Origin of the sequence: Alteromonas sp. S005 (genome assembly GCF_036864475.1) — a bacterium.
In the GTDB taxonomy this organism is placed as follows: domain Bacteria; phylum Pseudomonadota; class Gammaproteobacteria; order Enterobacterales; family Alteromonadaceae; genus Alteromonas.
Genome location: NZ_JAZETN010000004.1, coordinates 218,820 through 235,356 on the forward strand (window position 1 = coordinate 218,820; position 16,537 = coordinate 235,356).

Consider the following 16,537-nt stretch of genomic DNA (forward strand, 5'->3'; position numbering starts at 1 on the left):
GCTATCGGCTTAGTAAGTATAGCGAGCCTGTACGTACCACATACCGCCGTTGAAACCAAACGGGCTAGCTTCTGAGTAAAGCTGGCCTAAGCTTCCTGCGCTTGGGTTTTCTTCTGGGTATTCGTCGAACAGGTTGTTCACACCAATCACAAGATCTAGGTTTTCGCTATAAGAGTATTTGGCTTCTACGTCTATCAAGACAGCTGCATCAATACCGTCTACACCATTACCTGTATCGTCCCAACCACCGTAGTAGTTAGCGCGTACTAAAGTGCGAAGCGCACCTTGTGTGTGTGTCCAAGAAATATTACCGCGAAGGTTTGGCAGTAAGTCTTCAATTGCAGCAACACGGCCTTCACCAATTGGATTAAGCGTACCTACATCGTCCACTTCGGTCTCGTTGTAGTTCGCCGCTAGCGTAATCCGTGAATTACCTTCCCATAAATCGAAGCTGTAGTTACCTACGATGTCGATACCGCGCGTTGTGGTGTCGAAGCTGTTAGAGAAGAAACGGAACTGCGACAAGTCATCCAAACCAATAAAGTCTGAACGGTCGATAATGCCCGACGCATCAAGCTCGGTAAGCGCTTCAGATACGGTTGCGTAGTCTGTACCGCCACCAGCAAAGTTAAGCGCATCTAGGAAGTTTACGTTTGCACCCAGCGCAACACGGTTTTCCATTTCGATGTTGTAGAAGTCGATGGTCCAGCTCATATCTGCCACATCAACTGACGCACCAAACGAGAAGTTAACCGCTTCCTCTGGCCCTAAGTCTGGGCGACCATTACCTTGACTTTCGATGAAGTCAGCCGCTAGCTGACCTGCCGCTGATGACAATGGCAACGTACCTTGGTCAATCAATACGCCGTTCACGTTTTGCGTGGTAACGTTAGTAATGCTTGCCTGCCCCGCTGTTGGCGCGTGGAAACCGGTTGAGTATGCACCGCGTAAACGGAAGTCGTCAGTTACGTGGAAAATACCCGCAAGTTTAAAGTCGGTGGTATCACCGAATTCGCTGAAGTCTTCACGACGCAACGCGGCTTGCAAGGTTAATTGGTCGGTAACGTCAGCTTCTAAATCAATGTAAACCGCGTTACTGTCTTGCGACGAGCTGGTATCACGAGGGAAACCACCAAAACCGTTAGAGCTAGACGAGAAGCCTTGGCTTGCTAGTGGACCAAGCGCATAAGACGCTTCATCACCCGCAAACAAATCAAACTCTTCTTTACGGTATTCTGCACCAAACGCAACGTTCAAGTCAGACGCTAGACCTACATCAACACCGTACACAAAGTTAAGGTTAACTAGGGTTTCGGTTTGCTCCTGGCCGCCAGGAACAAAGTCACGTGGTGTTGCTGGGCCTAGTGACGCATTAATAGTGTTCTTAATAAAGAAGTCTGTACGGTTAGAGCCACGCTGAGCACTGAAGTCGTAACCTAAGCCGTTACCAATTTCTAAATCACCACGTACGCCTACGGTAAATGCCATATCTTCGTTGTCGCCACCAAAGCGCGGCACAAAACCCGTTGGAATAGTTTCAATGAACGAGAAACAGTTATCGTCAGCCTGTACTTGCGCTAGGAAAGTTGGGTCTGGGAATACATTGCCTTCACCGCCAATTGGAATACCGTCGATACAGCTTCCACCTACGCCTACACCGTCAAGGTCGCCTACTAGCACTGAGTGTACGCCGTCTGGATCGGCCAAACCTGTTAGTGGGTCAACCAATGGACCTGCATATACACCGCCGCGCTGACTACCTTCAGTTACCGGGTTACGGTAGAAGAAACCGCCGGTTACTGTACGCTTGCCGTAGTTACCAAATAAGTAAAGTTCGGCTTTATCGTTTAGTTCGTACGCTGAGTTGATGAAAACTTTATAGTCGTCTTCTACGTCTGGCTGGCCCCAGTACTGCGGTACTTCATTGGTATAGGTGTTGATAGTAGAAAAATCTGACTGAGATAGGTAACCCGCATCGACCATACCCTGAACGTCGTTGCGCACTACTGAACGTACGGTACCTTCAACATCACGAATTTCACCTGTGATGTTCACAAAACCGTCTGCACCTAGCGAAAAGCCAGCGTTGGCTGAAATAGTATAGTTGTCGCCATCGCCTTCGTAGGTAGAGCCATAGTTAGCGCGGAACTCAAACCCTTCGTCGTTATCGCGAAGTAAGAAGTTAAGTACGCCAGCGATAGCATCTGAACCGTACTGTGATGATGCACCGTCACGCAGTACTTCTACTTGCTTCAGAGCGAGTGATGGAATTGCTGAAATATCAACACCCTGCGCACCATCAGAAATACCGCCACCAAGGAAAGAAATGATAGAGCCACGGTGACGCCGCTTACCGTTTACCAGTACCAACACGTTATCTGGCGACAGACCACGCATGTTAGCCGGGCGCACAATGGTAGCCGCATCACTGATTGGCTGTGTGTTTACATCGAACGACGGTACATTCGTACGCAACATATCTTGCACGTCGCTTGACGAGTTCTGGCGGAATTCCTCACCCGTAATTACATCTACCGGAACTGGCGAGTCGGCTGCAGAGCGGTTGCTCATGCGTGTACCCGTTACAATAATATTTTCAAAATCTTCTGCTTTCTCTTCCGCTTCTTGTGCAAAAGCAGGTGCTGACATTGCCGCAAAAAACGGTAATGAACTAGCAATAATGGCTGAGGTTATTCGATTAAGTTTTTTCCCTTTTGGAAAGTTACCTTGATCCAATGTGTTTCTCCTTCAAGACTTGTGGTTTTTTAAGCGTTTTAAGGTTTTTGATTATTTTTATTATTGGCGTAGGCAACACTTATTAGCGGTTGTTGAATAGAATGTGATACAACCAAACTAATATGCATCTTTAAATTAGAATAAATTCACTAAAAAATACACCTTATTGATATAATTATCACTCATTAGACGAATATTATATTAGTCTTTAGGATAAAGTAACGCTTTGTTATTAAGGAGAGTCGATAAAACGCCGCACGCAACAGCATGCAGCGCTTATAAGAACAGATTAATTATTGGTAAAATTTTGAAAGACTACCTTGCCGTTTACCACCGTCATCACCACGTTGGCCTTCAAAATATCGCTAGGTTCTGCCGTCATAAAATTAGTGTCGAAAACGGAAAAGTCGGCATATTTGCCCACTTCAATAGAGCCTAAATCATCTTCTTGAAACGACGCATAGGCAGGCCAAAGGGTGAACATGCGGAGCGCATCTTCCCGAGATAACGACAATTCTGGGTGCCAACCTTTATCTTGCGTGCCATTCAGCCTGCTGCGGGTAATAGCTGCATAAAATTCAATGCGCGGGTCGCCCACTTCAACCGGAGCATCTGAGCCACCTACTAATATAACGCCTTTATCCACCAGCGACTTCCAAGGGTAGGCATACTCTAAACGGCTATACCCTAAGCGACTTGGCGCAAAGTTTAAGTCGCCTATAGCATGACTGGGCTGCATCGAGGCCACAATATTCATGTCTGCCAGCCTGTCTTGCTGCTTGGGCGGAATAATTTGCGCGTGTTCTAAGCGCCAGCGCAGATCATCGGTTTTCCACTTGGTCTTGGGCAACGCCTCCCATGCTTCTTCATACCAATTAAGCGTGGAATATAATGCTCGGTCGCCAATAACGTGGGTCATCACCTGGAACCCCTGCTTCAAGGCCTGTTCCAGTACCGGCATAAGTTTACCTTTCGTGGTGCGGTTCATAAAACCGCTGTGATCAGCATCACTATAGGGCGCAAGTAGCGCAGCACCACGAGAACCTAAGGTACCGTCGATAAACACCTTTATTCCATTTAAATAAAACAGCCCGTTGGCAAGGGTTTCCGTGCCATTTTGAAAAAGCTTTTCTGACTCGCTGATGGGAATAGCAATATAAACACGGTGCAACATTTGGTTGTTGTTCGCCAATTGCCTTAGCTGCTGTACCTCTCGCCACTTCATGCCGGCGTCGTGAGTTGCTGTCCATCCTTGCGACACATTGACCTGCATGCCGCGTTTTAAATTGTCTTGTATATATTGGTCGGATTCGGGCGGCAAAATATCTCGAAAGAAATCCATCGCTGTGGCCAATACATAACCGGTAGGCGTGCCATCGTCATAGCGTTCAAACTTTCCACCTTCCGGGTCAGGCGTATTTTTGGTCACACCGGCTAGGGCCAGCGCTTTTGAATTTACCACCGCCGATACACCATCGGCGCGAGGCATAAATAGCGGTTTGTTCTGGGTGAACGCGTCGAGATCGGTAGCTGTTAGAAAGCGTTGCTCGTCTTGCCATTCGCGTTCTATCCAGCCACGGCCTAACACCCAGTCGCCGTCTGGCACAGTTTCGGCAAAGGCTTTAATTTCAGCCACTGTAGCTTTTAACGTAGGAATGCCGAATAAACTCAATGTGCGCGTGCGTTTACCTATACCTTCAAGGTGCTGATGACTATCGGTAAAGCCCGGGAAAAGCGTGTTGCCTTTTAAATCAATACGTTTTTTAGCACCGCAATGCCAAGGTGAGGCGTCGGCCTCTTCACCAACAAACGCAATGCGCCCGTTTTTAACCGCAATCACCTCGGCCTGCCAGTTGCTATCGTCTACGGTATATATAACACCGTTATAAAACACCACATCTGAACTTAGACACGGCTCAGAAGCTTGCGCAAAAGTAACATTAGAGACAAAGGCTGTGATGGCAATAAAGCCTTTAGCTAGAGTAGTGAAGCCTTTAGCGCTGGAAAAGAGGCCTTTAGCGCTGGGAGATAAGCCCTTAGCACTGAAAAGGAAGCCCTTAGCGATAGTAGAAAAGCTTTTGACTATGAAGCGCGATAGCACGTTTGAAAACATTACGTTCACCTACTTTATTATTGTCAGCTTTCATTGGTAAACAAAAGCGAAATGCGGCCAGTTAAGTAAACCCATGCTTGATGAAACATACGTCATTAAAAGTCCATTTTTTGTACAGAACAAAAACACTAGCAACTGCCCTAAATTTAATCAAGGCAGTTGCTCTGCGTTAGCAGAATTGGAAATTCGGTAGGTGAGCTACCCAAAAGCCACACACTCTCGCAGTTTCAAAACTCTATGCTATGTTTTTTTAGGGAGTTTAAAGGAGATGCCCCGTGTACGGCATGATTAATAAATTTGCCAATCTGCAGAAGTAGACTCGGGCACGGGGTTTGGTTTGGCCATAAGCCACGGCATAATTGAGAATTACAATGGCAGTATTTAAGTAGAAAGTAAGGAAGGAGAAGGCACCATCTTTACGGTAGAGCTTCCCCTTGCTGATAGCCAAGCGATAGTTGGCTAGTTAAAAGCTATACGAAGCACTTAGCTGCGCGTTAATGCCAGCGCCGTAGTAACCAACAGTATGAAGGCTGTTTATGTATTTCTTATCAAAGATATTGTTGATATTCATGCGAACGGTTAGGTCTTCAGTAAACGCTCGCGATGCGTATACATTACCCAAGAAATAAGCACCTTGTTCTACGTTATAATCAACGTTGCTTATTTCAGACTGCCAGCGACCGCCAAAGCCCAGTTCCACCTCTGGTGCTTGCGGTACAGTGTACGCTAACTGAAAGGTTACTACGTCGCGCGGTGCCCATAGGTTAGCATCGTTACCTTGCTCATCTTCTACGTCGATAGCGGTATAAGAGGCATTAACACGCAACTCGTCGGTTACCTGACCGGCCACTTCAATTTCAAAACCATCAGACTCTACCGATACGCCTTTGTAGTAAAACTGAAGCGTGTCTGAGTTGGTGCCAGCGTAGGCCGCCAAATTATCTTGCTCTGCAGTAAAGTAAGCGAACGTAGTTAATAAACGGTCGTCGAACCACTGGGCTTTCACCCCTGCTTCAAAGTTTTGACCTTTTGTAGGGTCTAGGTACTGGCCGTTAATGTCGTACTGCTCTTGCGGCTGATACACATCTGAATAACTTACGTACGCGTTCACGTCTTCTGTTACTGCGTAAGTAGCACCAACGTAAGGGCTGGCTTCGCTTTCTGAGTTATCGATAACCGCACCAGCGTTTTGCCCTGTACGCTCAAAATCAATAGCGTTGAAACCAGCAATAACATGCATTTCATCGGTAACACTGAAACGTGCAGAACCGAAATAACGGGTTAGCGTTTGTTCAATGTTTGAATACTCAGAAGCGGCAAGCCAATCAGGCTCGGCAATGGCATCTAACGCATAAGGGAACGCAGGCGTTGGGCCATAGGCAGGTGTAGTGGCATAGTCAAATGCATGAACAAAAGACACATCATCGCTAGTAGCGTGACTTACCCCAAAGTTCACTTCATGGTCGCGGCCAAATAGCGAAAAATTACCAAACATACGGCCCTCTACAAGATGAGAGTCGCGCTCTGAGTCATAACGACCCGGCCAGCCAACAAGACCTAAGCCTGTGTCTTTATCAATTGCGCCGTAGGCGTAAAACAGTTTGCTTTGATCTTCAAAGTCGCGGTAGTTATAGCTAAGTAGTAACTGCCAGTCGTTGTCGAACACATAGTCTAGCTCTACAAATGCATTGGTAGTTTCGGTATCCCATTTGGTCCAATCTTGGCTTGTGGTATCGCTAATGTCCCACTCGGCTTGGGTGCCATCGGTGTAATTAAATACTAGCCCGCCCCAAGTGTTGCCATCGGTATTAGCATCTTGATAAGACAACCCAAAGGTTACGGTAGCGTTATCGGTTAACTGGCCATCGACAACACCGTAAACAAAGCTGCGATCGTTTTCCAGGCCATCAATGTGCGACTCTTTATCTTCAACACTGGCTACTACGCGGGCTGCCCAGCTGCCGTCTTCGGTAAGCAGCATTGAATAGTCGCCCTGTACACGCTTAAAGTTGTACGAGCCAATGCTTGCGCCAATTTCACCGCCCTCTTCATTGGTTGGGCGCTTGCGTACGTAGTTAATGGTACCCGACGCATTACCCACACCAGTTAAAAGACCATTGGCACCACGAATAACTTCAATTTTTTCATAACCGTACGCTTCAACAGCGCCAGTAACAATGCCCCAGTCATTTGGCAGGCCTACACCGTCTATTTGAGTGTTTTTAATTTCAAAACCACGGGCCGTGTAGTTAGTGCGGTTAGTTTCCCACTCTTCTACGTTAATACCCGGCGCTAGCTTTAGCGCATCATTAATATTAAACGCACCGAACGACTGCATTAGGTCTTCAGACAGAATACTAATAGACTGCGGCGTTTCGCTAATTTCCATGGTTAAGCCCGTTGCACCGCGGCTAACGCGGTTTTGACGAACGCCAACAATACGAATTTTTTCAACGTCTGCTTCTTTAACTTCTACCGTATCGTTTTGCGTAGTTTGCGCATTTACCGACAATGCAAACGCGATAGGCGTAAGTGCAAATAAACTGCTTAATTTCATGGTGTTCTCTGTTATTGGTTTTGAAGGGTTTGGTTGTTTTCGGGGCTGGAGTATAAAACAGCTTAAACTTAATTTAAATGATAATTATTATTATTTAAATTAAATTCGGAGAGATAATTGCAGTTACACGGCGCATAGTATTAAAACAAAGAAATAAGGATCAACCTTCAAGCCAAAGCTGTCTGCAACTTCAGCTTAAACGATGAATATGTAAATAAATTACTTTAGCGCCTGTTAAGGAGTGGGGATTGGCATTTCTCAACAAGGCGGGAAGCACTCGGTACATATCGACAAACGGCATGTACCTGCGCTTAGGGCGTGCTAAAGTTACGCTTACTATTCATCTTTATAGTGCTGAATAAAGTTGAGAATGAAGCGGGAGTCTATGTCATCTGAGACTGTGCGATGGCCGCTCTCGATACTGGCGAATAGTTGTTCAAGTTCGTCAAAGCCTTTACCAGCAGATAAAACCTTCATATGAGACCAGTCATTAAAATACCGTTGGTTAATGCTTTCATAACGAACTAGGGTAAATTTTCTATGTCTTTTATCCTGCTTTATTCTTTCGATTGTTTTATCAATCACATCTCTTTTACCTTCTAATCTTTGAATGAATCGATTACGGCAAAAAAGCAATATGCCAGATATTTCTTGTGGTGCATTATTTCGAGAAGAGATGGCCTCGATATTGTTACATTCTGACTCTACTTCTGAAGGTTTTATCAAAGAGTGGCTAATGTAGGTAACAGCCACTAAATCCTTATCACTTAATTCATGAACACTCATTTTCTCGACCTCGTTTTTGCGTGTACATTCTGTCGTCAGCTACTCTTAACAGTCTATTCATCGAGTCACCATCGTGTGGAAAACACGATGAACCAACACTTATGCCTACTTCAAAAAGGTTGTCGTTTATTTTAATAGGATCCATCACAGCGCGGGATATTTTTGATGCTACAGTGTCTATATCAATGGGTATAGCGTTTGGCTTACACATAATGACAAATTCATCACCCCCCACTCGGGCACAGACATCATCGTCACGCAAAATGTTGCGCATACGCTTGGACACTATTTTCAATACCTCATCGCCCGTATCGTGCCCATAGCAGTCATTAATCGGCTTGAATTTATTTAAGTCTAAATAAAGAATACAGAACGATTTATCCTCTCGAATAGACTCGCTTATAGCGTCTTCAATCTTCTGCTCTAACAGCCGACGAGAAGGTAGCTTTGTTAACGAGTCATGCAATGCTAAGTATTCAAGAGACTGAAGTTTTTTAACCTGTTCGCTAATATCTCGCATGGTGCCAATAAAACTGACTTCGCCATTAGTTTCACATTGAGAAATTGACAGGAATGCATAGAACATCTGTCCGGACTTTTTCTTTGCAACGACCTCGCGACCTCCACCAATGATTTTTGCATGACCGGTTTTTAGGTAGTTGCTTAGATAAGCATCGTGCTGTTTTGCATCGTCGTCATTCATTAAGTTTGAAACGTTAAGGCCAATCATTTCTTGACGGTCATAACCGAAAAGCGTTTCCGCAGCTCTATTGAAATCTTTAATTTTCCCAAACTTATCGATAACAATCACACTGTCTAACATGGCATTGAAAAGCACTTGCTTCTCTTCAAGTAGCGCCGTGTTGCGACTCATTAAACTACTGAGCTGATTATTCGATTGTTGAAGTTGTTCCAGCAGTGCTTCCCGTTCTGTTACGTCTCGGGCCACGCCTAAGATAAATTCGGCATTAGCACTATCAACAAATTTTATTTTCTTGGTATGGAGTGTTCGGTACTCACCGTTCGGAAATAGGATCCGTTCAAAGGTCTCAGAAAATCCTTTTTCAAACGCCTCTTTATCGTATTTTAGAAACTCCTCAGCTTCATCTTGCTCATATTCTTCAAGCGTAGTGTACCCGATAACTTTATCTCTTTTGTCTTTAGGATAGAGTGAGAAGAAGGCTTTATTAGCATAAACAATCCGAAAATCACTGTCCTTTGCAAACAGATAGTCTTGGTTGTTTTCTGAGATTAGCCTAAAAAGCTGATTGGTATTTTCGACCTCACTAACGTCACGTACATTCGCCATGACCAACTGTCTACCTTTAACAGGCAAAGCGGTTAACGAGACTAAGCAAGGAAACAATGCGCCATCTGCACGCATATGTGTCCACATAAAGCACTGCGGGCCCTCTTTGATCGCTTTGGATAAATTTCTACTCGCACAGCTTTGAGAGCTTTCTCCAGAGGGCTGAAACTCAGGAGACCAATCTGCAGGCGTTGAGTAGAGAAATTCGCTTTTTGAACTTAGCCCCATCATCTTTACAGCAGCATTATTACATTCAATAAATTGCCCTGTTGCTAAGTCTAAAATAGAAAGCGCATCGGTAGATACGTTAAACAGTATTTCGTGCTTGCGCTTCTGAAACTCGCCCTCGGTCAGCACACCTTCAATTGAACAAAGGCTAGGATTCGGATGTTTAACTTTGTTAGTAAGCATGATGTTCACTCATCCACCACCTGAATTATACTAAAGTATAGACTCGTATGGGTAATTCGTGGTTCAACTACTAAATTTCTATACACTTACGAAGTAGATATAAATTCAATTGGATTGGATTGGATTGGATTGGATTAAAGAAACTTTTCGCGAAGGTGACCGGGTAGTAAACAAAAATTAAAAGCCCTAAATGAGCCCGGTGCTACCATCTAGCTAGTTTGTAGAAACACTATCACGACGTTAATTTATGGTTTAGTGTTGAGGAGTTACACAGCGCATTAAGGAAGAGGCAAGCAGTTTGAGCAAAACCATTACGCACTACAGCGAAAAAGCACAGCACTATTTCGATTTATACAATTCGGTAGAGGCCGAAAGTGTTCACGGCGATTGGAAAGCATTTCTACAAAAAACCAAGGCGAGCACGGCGCTAGACGTAGGCGCTGGCAGTGGCCGCGACGCCAACTGGCTAGCAGAGCAAGGATGGAAAGTAACAGCAGCAGAGCCAGCTGATGAACTAAGAAATTTAGCACAAGCCAATTCCCATAACAGTGTTACATGGTGTAACGCCAGCCTACCCGCACTCACCTCCCTATCCCAAGCGCCAGAAACATACGACCTAATACTGCTTTCTGCCGTGTGGATGCATTTGCATAAAGATGAAAGGCCACAAGCGTTGAAATGTTTGGCGGAGCTGCTTTCGGAAAATGGAACAATGTATATAAGCCTTCGGTTCGGCCCCAACGATGAAGCAAGGCCCATGCACCCCGTTAGCTATGAGGAATTGGCGGCTTTAGCACAAAGCAACGGACTAACTGCACGCAATTTAAATCCAGTTCCGAGTCAGGATGGTTTGAAGCGAGATGATGTGAAGTGGGTTACGGTTGAAGTGGTGAAGGGATAATGACTGCTACAAATTATCTGGTTACTGGTAGAAACAAGCAATACCTTCTACATGAGATTCGCGACGCCCTAAAAAAAGCGACAAGTATAGAAATAGCAGTTTCGTTTATCCGTATGTCGGGCCTAAACCTTATCATTCAAGACATTGAAGATGCGATGAATTCGGAAGAGCGCAATGTGAAGTTGTCATTGCTGACTTCTGACTATATGAACATAACTGAGCCACAAGCCTTAAAGCGTTTAATGCTGCTTAAAGAACGGGGCGCTGATATCCAAATCTTTGAAAGTAAGCAAGCCACCAGCTTTCATTTGAAGTCATATATTTTTGTCAAAAATAGTGGCGAAGCACTAACCTCAGCTAGAGCGTTCGTTGGCTCTAGCAACATCAGTAAAACCGCACTTACCGACGGTATAGAGTGGAACTATCGAATTGATTACCCAAATCATAACGACAAAGAAGCCATAGCCCGAATTGAAGAAATTCGAGAGCTGTACCACTACCTCTTAACATTACCCCAAGTTAAGCCATTAACTTATGACCTAATAGCTGATTACGAAATTAGGTACAACACAGCAAGAGTTGTTACACCTATTCAATCTGCTGCATCATTGCCAGATGAAAAAGAGCATGAAATTCCGGAGCCAAGAGAACACCAAGTAACAGCACTAGCAGCACTCAAGCAGGCCCGAGAAGAAGGGGTTATGAAAGGTTTAGTGGTACTAGCGACAGGTATGGGTAAAACCTATCTAGCAGCTTTTGATTCTGCGCAGGTAAACGCTGAAAAAGTACTTTTTGTAGCACATCGTGAAGAGATCTTACTTCAAGCAGAGGCTAGCTTTCTTAAGATACACCCAAATAAAAAGGTAGGTCGATACAGCGGAAGGCAAAAGGATGAAGAATATGACTTTCTGTTTGCCTCCATCCAAACCATCGGTCAGTCGACTCATCTAGCTAAATTTCCTGCTGTTACTTTCGATTATATTGTTGTAGACGAGTTTCATCACGCTGCAGCGGGTGGTTACCAACGTTTACTACAGCATTTCACGCCGTCATTTTTGCTAGGTTTAACCGCAACACCGAACAGAACTGATGGTAGCGATATCCTCAAACTATGCGACAACAATCTTATTTACCAGCAAGACCTGTTCGATGGAGTAAAAGCAGATGCATTGTGCCCTTTTACTTACTTCGGAATATTCGACAAAGAAGTAGACTACGAGCACCTGCCTTGGCGCAATGGTAAATTCGACCCTGAAAAGCTATCCAATAAATTAGCGACCAAAAGCCGTGCAAAACATGTTCTGTCTGAGTGGAAAACTAAGTCGCAAGATGTATCACTGGCTTTTTGCGTCTCTCGCAAACACGCCGATTACATGGCAGATTACTTTAATCAACAAGGTGTCGCAGCAGCTAGTGTTCACTCGGACTCTTCACTTACGCGCAGCGAAGCCTTAGAAAAACTAAACGACGGTGAAATTAAAATATTGTTTTCGGTAGACCTATTCAATGAAGGCGTCGATTTACCGAAGATAGATACCGTATTAATGCTTAGGCCTACTGAATCGAAAATACTTTTTCTACAGCAAATGGGGCGCGGCCTTCGTAAAAGCGAAGGAAAGGACAGGCTAATTATTTTAGATTTTGTGGGTAATCATCATAGCTTTTTAAACCGCCCAGAAATGTTATTAGCTAGCATTATAGATGGCCCGCAAGGCCGTAAAAAAATGGTCGACCTAGCAAAAAATGCCAACAAACTTCTTCCAGCCGGTTGTTACGTTAACTTCGACTTAGAGTTTATTGATTTCCTTACGAGCCTCTCTGAAGACGAACTTGATATCCAATACGATAAGTTAAAAGAAACCTTAGGTAGAAGGCCAACTTATACAGAGTTCTATCAGTCAGGCGCTAGCTTAGAAAAGCTTAGACGAAACAGAGGATCATGGTGGGAGTTTGTAGATAGCAAAGGCGACCTTGAAGCTGGTGAACTAGAAGTTCTTGAAGAACATCTGCAGTGGTTTAAGGACCTAGCTGTTACTCGTACTTCGAAGTGCTACAAGTTGGTATTACTTGCCACATTGATTGAGCACAATGCTTTTCAGTCACAGGTAAGTGTTGATGATTTAGCAGAGTGGGCAAGACAGTGGTTTTTAGATAACCAAGAATGGATTTCAGATTTACCGGAAAGTAAACAACAATTAGCCTCGTTAAGTAAATCAGAGTGGCGAGCGCATTGGCGCAGCAATCCGATTAAATTTTGGTGCACTGAAGAGCCTGAATCGAAGGTTTCGTGGTTTAGCATTAGTAATCAGCAATTTCATTTCAAGCAGAGTATCACAGCAATTCAACATGATTTGTTTTTAGCAATGACCGTTGAGGTAAATAACCAGCGCCTTGCCAAATACAGACATAAGAAGTTAGCTATAGCGGCCCCTTCTTCCAACAACATTGTTCAATTTCCCGAGAAAGTACAGCTTCCCTTTTTCCCTGACATCAAAATAGCTTGCGGGCATTTCAAAACGGGCAATGCGGAGGCGTCTGAACTTGTAAATGCACCATATGGCTATGGAAATATAGACAACTCTCGACATTTCATCGCTCGTGCATCTGGTAATTCCATGAACGGCGGTAAGAACCCTATTTATGATGGTGACTACCTGCTTTTAGAGCAAATCACACCAAATAATGCTGGTAGTATTAGCAATACAACAGTAGCCATCGAAAGGCAGGATGAAACTGGCGACAATCAATACTTACTAAGGAAAGTACTTAAAAATCCAGATGGCTCTTATACTCTGAGAGCAGCTAATTCAGGTTACGATGATCTCATAGCAAGTGAAGAAATGGTGACCTTCGCGCGCCTAAAAGGAAAAGTCGACCCGCTTGAGCTTTTTGTAGGGCAAGAACTAATGCGCGAAGAGATTCCATCGTTATTTGATGAAGAGTTTAACCCCGGAAATTGGCAATCGGGGCATGTGGTGCTCAAAGAAAAGAATGTTCAAATTTTGCTGGTTACCCTAAACAAACAAGGGAAAGGCAGCGAACATCAGTACCATGATTATTTTATTGACGATAAACATTTTCATTGGCAGTCGCAAAATAGCACTTCACCAAGTAACAAGCGTGGCAGAGAGATAATTGAACACCAGAAATTAGGTAGCCGCGTTTACCTTTTCGTTCGAGAGAGCAAATTGAGAGGGAAAACAGCCTCACCTTTTATGTTCTATGGCGAAGTGAAATACGTAAAACATGAAAGTGAAAAACCGATGAATGTGACTTGGGAGTTATTGAATGAATAAGGTTAATACCTACTGCTGAATTTAAATACCCTATGAAAGGTTAGCTGGTATTAACCTAAAGTAGTACACCAGAACAAGGATGTTTGATTATGCCCCAAAAAAGCCATTCTATTTCAGAGTTTCTTTTACAAGCTCCATGGTGGGTATCTGTTGTAACAGCTGCAGTCGTTTATATTGTAATGGGACTTATCATCCCATCTATAGAAACCAATAATCAGTTTTTAAATATTGTTTTAAATGCAGTAGCAGTGCCTGCCCCCTTTTTCAGTATTGTATTCCTACTTTTAGCGCCTCTGGCGTTTCTAAACACCCGCAGAAAAGTAGAATTGTTAGACCAGCAAACTAACTTAAACTCAATTCGACAACTTCACTGGAGAAATTTTGAAGAGCTTGTTGCAGAAGCTTACAGAAGGCTTGGGTACCAGGTTACTGAAGGTGGATTCGGACCAGACGGCGGTATCGACTTAGAGCTAAGAAAGAATGGAAATACCTCACTTGTTCAATGCAAGCAATGGAAAGCTCAGAAAGTAGGCGTAAATGTTGTTCGTGAAATGTATGGTGTACTTGCTGCCAGCAATGCTAATCAAATCAATATCATTTGTTCGGGGAAATTTACTCAGGAAGCGTATAGTTTTGCAGCCGGCAAGCCTATATTTCTTATAGGTGGAAATGAACTTTCAGCGTTAATTCGAGATGTTCAATCGCCTGTTGCCATACCCGAAGAGAAACAAGCCTTTTGCCCTCGTTGCGGAAGCAACTTGATTGAGAGAGTTGCAAAGCGGGGCGTAAACTCGGGCAAAACGTTCCTAGGATGTGCTAGCTTCCCTAAATGCCGTTACACAGAGTAAACCCGAACACACAACCTTTGCCTCCGGAGTGCAAAGCGATCGTTCAGCTTTTCATAGGTTAACACTCAACTGCCCTATCAAAGCTTTCATTATTGTCGAAATAAAGCTGACTTAGTCAGCTTTTCTTTATTTTGAAAGTAGCGCAGGCAAAAGCGAGCGCTCCTTTAAAGCGACTAAATTATTGATCGGTCACCTCACACTACGGTTTTCCACCCGCTTTTTAAACACGCTAATCATTGGCGCCAATTGAGTTTATAATAGCGGTTCAACAGTTTTGAATTACATCGACCAACCTGAGTAGAACATGGCCCATAAAGTACGTTATAAGTTTAAAGGTGTGGCAAAAGAGATAAATTTTTCTTACAGCCGCCATCAAAATATGCATGAAGCTGTGGCCGATGCTGAGGGAATAGACCTTTCCCAGTTTCTGCAAACTGAACAGCAACTTGCCACTATCAGTAAAGACAAAAAAACCGTAAGAAATTTTAGAGATACCGAATTTGCAAAAATGGGGTTTTCTGATTTGTACTTCTTAAAAAACGGTCAGGAATGATAGTTGGGCCCGAAAAGTTTCGAACCGCTGATTTCGGAGCGCAGTGCCATCAATCAGCTTTTGATTGATGGTCTTCAACCAACCCATGAAAAGCCTCAATAGCCCTATCGAAGCATTCATCATTATCGAAATAAAGTTGGCTTAGTCGGCTTTTCTTAATTTTGTAGGTAGCGCTGGCAAAGGCTAGCGCTTCTCTAAAGCTGCTAAATTCTTCATCGAATACTTTAAACACCTCGCGCTGTGGCTTTGCCACCCGCGTTATGCTGCCGTTTACTTCATAGTCGAACCCAGCAAATTGAAGGCGTGAAAGGGTTTCTTTGCCCAATCGCATGCCACCTTTTAGGCTTATTTGAAACGCGGCGTCCATTTCTTCTATTTCTTCCATGCTCCAGTGGCCATAAACCCTAATGGCCTTTTTATACTTTTCTGCCAATAGCTTTTTTAACGCTATTATTCTGGGCTCTAGCGAGGCGTTGTTTTCGTTTTTAAGCAGGTCGAAGCACTCATTACATGAGGGTACGGATATAAAGTCGGCCTGTAAGTGCCCGCTTTGCCAGTCGTGAATGAATTTTATAGGCGGAATAAAATCTTGGCGCGCCGCTTCGCAGCCGCAGTAAATACAGCGGTTAAAGTCACCCGAATAAACTGCGTTTAAGGGCTGATAGAATTTTTGATAATTCTTTACTGACATACTGTTACTTGTTCGATTGTTAAAGTTATCTGGGCGCTATTAATCCTGGCTACGTTAACACAGCGAACTTTATGTAAAAGTGAGATATTGATTTCTTTTACTGAATAGTCTGGCTGATAGTGCATGTCATAATTAGCTGCCCGCACTGCAACGTAACAGTATTAAGGCGTTGCAACAGTTGGTAGATTGGCGCTAACTTTGAAAGTTCCTTTATTAAAAGTTTGTTACGGTGGAAGCAATACTTCCCGAGTAAAAGGTATGCTTTCCTATACCTAATTATAAAAATTAGCCGTTATGCTCAAATTTTTCTCTGCAATTTAAATTAAATGGCGCTAA

Annotated in this window: 10 protein-coding genes; 4 read left to right on the forward strand and 6 right to left on the reverse strand. The window is 43.9% G+C overall.

Features of this window, described 5'->3' with window-relative positions; genetic code table 11:
- Nucleotides 1-9 precede the first annotated feature (9 nt).
- The 5 genes from V7R55_RS07665 to V7R55_RS07685 all read right to left on the reverse strand — a co-directional run bounded on the left by V7R55_RS07665 (nt 10) and on the right by V7R55_RS07685 (nt 9,912).
- Nucleotides 10-2,736: a TonB-dependent receptor plug domain-containing protein gene (locus V7R55_RS07665; protein WP_334058791.1), complete on the reverse strand. Its 2,727-nt coding sequence runs from the start codon at nt 2,734-2,736 to the stop codon at nt 10-12.
- Nucleotides 2,737-3,025: 289 nt separating this feature from the next.
- Nucleotides 3,026-4,849 (reverse strand): amidohydrolase, encoded by a 1,824-nt coding sequence (locus tag V7R55_RS07670; RefSeq protein ID WP_334058792.1) that lies wholly within the window; start codon nt 4,847-4,849, stop codon nt 3,026-3,028.
- 463 nt (nt 4,850-5,312) lie between these two features.
- On the reverse strand, nt 5,313-7,406 hold the full coding sequence (locus V7R55_RS07675; RefSeq protein WP_334058794.1) for a TonB-dependent siderophore receptor: 2,094 nt from the start codon (nt 7,404-7,406) through the stop codon (nt 5,313-5,315).
- 336 nt (nt 7,407-7,742) lie between these two features.
- Nucleotides 7,743-8,192: a BLUF domain-containing protein gene (locus V7R55_RS07680; protein ID WP_334058795.1), complete on the reverse strand. Its 450-nt coding sequence runs from the start codon at nt 8,190-8,192 to the stop codon at nt 7,743-7,745.
- Nucleotides 8,179-9,912: a sensor domain-containing diguanylate cyclase gene (locus V7R55_RS07685; RefSeq protein ID WP_334058908.1), complete on the reverse strand. Its 1,734-nt coding sequence runs from the start codon at nt 9,910-9,912 to the stop codon at nt 8,179-8,181. The genes V7R55_RS07680 and V7R55_RS07685 overlap by 14 nt, the downstream gene beginning before the upstream one ends.
- Before the next feature lie 298 nt (nt 9,913-10,210).
- Between V7R55_RS07685 and V7R55_RS07690 the strand changes: the two genes are divergently transcribed.
- From V7R55_RS07690 to V7R55_RS07705, 4 genes are all read left to right on the forward strand, one after another.
- Nucleotides 10,211-10,813: a class I SAM-dependent methyltransferase gene (locus V7R55_RS07690; RefSeq protein ID WP_334058796.1), complete on the forward strand. Its 603-nt coding sequence runs from the start codon at nt 10,211-10,213 to the stop codon at nt 10,811-10,813.
- Complete coding sequence (locus tag V7R55_RS07695; RefSeq protein WP_334058797.1) at nt 10,813-14,109, forward strand: DUF3427 domain-containing protein; 3,297 nt, start codon at nt 10,813-10,815, stop codon at nt 14,107-14,109. Before V7R55_RS07690 ends, V7R55_RS07695 begins: the two co-directional genes overlap by 1 nt.
- A gap of 89 nt (nt 14,110-14,198) precedes the next feature.
- On the forward strand, nt 14,199-14,957 hold the full coding sequence (locus V7R55_RS07700) for a restriction endonuclease (protein WP_334058799.1): 759 nt from the start codon (nt 14,199-14,201) through the stop codon (nt 14,955-14,957).
- Between the two features lie 304 nt (nt 14,958-15,261).
- Complete coding sequence (locus V7R55_RS07705) at nt 15,262-15,510, forward strand: DUF2960 family protein (RefSeq protein WP_334058801.1); 249 nt, start codon at nt 15,262-15,264, stop codon at nt 15,508-15,510.
- 49 nt (nt 15,511-15,559) lie between these two features.
- On the opposite strand, the gene V7R55_RS07710 is transcribed toward V7R55_RS07705, so the two are convergent.
- Nucleotides 15,560-16,201: a hypothetical protein gene (locus tag V7R55_RS07710; RefSeq protein ID WP_334058803.1), complete on the reverse strand. Its 642-nt coding sequence runs from the start codon at nt 16,199-16,201 to the stop codon at nt 15,560-15,562.
- Nucleotides 16,202-16,537 lie beyond the last annotated feature (336 nt).

Coding starts and splice junctions, on each gene's coding strand:
- V7R55_RS07695 (WP_334058797.1), top strand. CDS start 10,813: ATGACTGCTACAAATTATCTGGTTACTGGTAGAAACAAGCAATACCTT.
- V7R55_RS07675 (WP_334058794.1), bottom strand. CDS start 7,406: ATGAAATTAAGCAGTTTATTTGCACTTACGCCTATCGCGTTTGCATTG.
- V7R55_RS07680 (WP_334058795.1), bottom strand. CDS start 8,192: ATGAGTGTTCATGAATTAAGTGATAAGGATTTAGTGGCTGTTACCTAC.
- V7R55_RS07670 (WP_334058792.1), bottom strand. CDS start 4,849: ATGTTTTCAAACGTGCTATCGCGCTTCATAGTCAAAAGCTTTTCTACT.
- V7R55_RS07705 (WP_334058801.1), top strand. CDS start 15,262: ATGGCCCATAAAGTACGTTATAAGTTTAAAGGTGTGGCAAAAGAGATA.
- V7R55_RS07710 (WP_334058803.1), bottom strand. CDS start 16,201: ATGTCAGTAAAGAATTATCAAAAATTCTATCAGCCCTTAAACGCAGTT.
- V7R55_RS07685 (WP_334058908.1), bottom strand. CDS start 9,912: ATGCTTACTAACAAAGTTAAACATCCGAATCCTAGCCTTTGTTCAATT.
- V7R55_RS07700 (WP_334058799.1), top strand. CDS start 14,199: ATGCCCCAAAAAAGCCATTCTATTTCAGAGTTTCTTTTACAAGCTCCA.